Here is a 1,353-nt window from a genome sequence, read left to right as displayed (position 1 = left end):
ACGGATGCATCGGCAGTCGTTGACGAAAACGTGTATCTGCATGACATCAACGACCAGCGCATGTGGTACGACGTAACCCCCATAAATCAAAAGGCGTGGTCAGGAGCAAATTCCACATGTGGCGGCACGACAGTTAATAACCTCGGTGATTGGCATTTGCCGCGAATTAATGAGCTCCGCGACTTCATCTACATCCTCAATAACCTTCCAAGCGTTGACTTAAAAGCAGGCATTCAAGACGAATATTGGACCAATGTAGAAAACAATACTTATGTTGTTCGAAACCCTGTGTCTCCGTGTTCGCAAAATGGCTTATGCAATTTGGGAGCAAGCTTTAGTCGACCCTTCATGTGCATCAGAGACAGCTTAAATGATCGGTTTATTCTTTCGCATGTTGAGCTTTGAGTGATCCCCGTATGGTGAATGGTTCGAGTCTAGCACCAAAAAGTAAGCGTTCATTTCTCGAATGCCTCATAGAGATTAGTCGTTTGTTGGGTCGAGCGCAAAGCGCTGCATCGTTGCTTTCTGGTGTTCCGATAAGTGAAGAACGCCTCTCGTCATCATTACTACCACGCGCTGCACAGAACGCAGGCTTAGAGATAGATCTTACAGAGCGCGATATTTCGGCGCTCGATCCTGCGACACTGCCATGTATTGTTGTGTTGGGCGAGCAGCCTGACGAGCATGGGGCGGTACTCTTAGCCATACAAAACGGCATTGCTTCAGTGTTTGTGCCTGACAAGGGTAAGCTAGAAATCAGTCTTGATGAGTTGAGCGCTGCCTATTCGGGCCAGTGTTTTCTTGTGAAAACGATATACGAGATAGATCGTGCTGAGACAGATTATCAACACAAGCGTCAGCATTGGTTTTGGCGCAGCTTGTGGGTGTCGAAATCGATTTATCGCGATGTGCTGATAGCAACAGTCATGATCAATCTCTTCGCGCTAATGAGCCCCTTATTCGTTATGAATGTTTATGATCGCGTTGTACCGAATAATGCGATAGATACACTTTGGACGCTCGTAATTGCGGCGTTTATTGTTTTCAGTTTTGATTTTATTTTTAAGTTATTGCGCAGTTACTTTTTAGACATCGCGGGTAAAAAAGCGGATGTCATTTTGTCGTCCACGATTTTCGAGCAAGTACTAAAAATCAAAGAAAGCCATAAGCCGAGATCAACAGGATCGTTCGCTAAGAACTTAGCAGACTTTGAATCAGTGCGAGAGTTCGTCACCTCGGCGTCGATCAGTAGCTTAATTGATTTACCTTTTCTTCTCGTTTTCCTTTTAACGATTGCAGTCATTGCAGGGCCTTTGTTCTTATCTCCACTGATTATCATGCTTGTCATCTTGC

At 45.1% G+C, this 1,353-nt stretch carries 2 protein-coding genes; both read left to right on the top strand.

Annotated elements, in window-relative coordinates:
- On the top strand, positions 1-405 hold a 405-nt coding region (locus tag A3762_RS26970; RefSeq protein ID WP_197468991.1), incomplete at its 5' end, for a hypothetical protein.
- Positions 402-1,353, top strand: a 952-nt coding sequence (locus tag A3762_RS03320) for a cysteine peptidase family C39 domain-containing protein (protein ID WP_231878716.1), incomplete at its 3' end; no start/stop codon positions are given. The genes A3762_RS26970 and A3762_RS03320, both read left to right, overlap by 4 nt.

Source organism: Oleiphilus sp. HI0125 (assembly GCF_001635355.1).
Note: the sequence above shows the minus strand (reverse complement) of the source record. Positions and strands in the feature narration are given on the sequence as shown.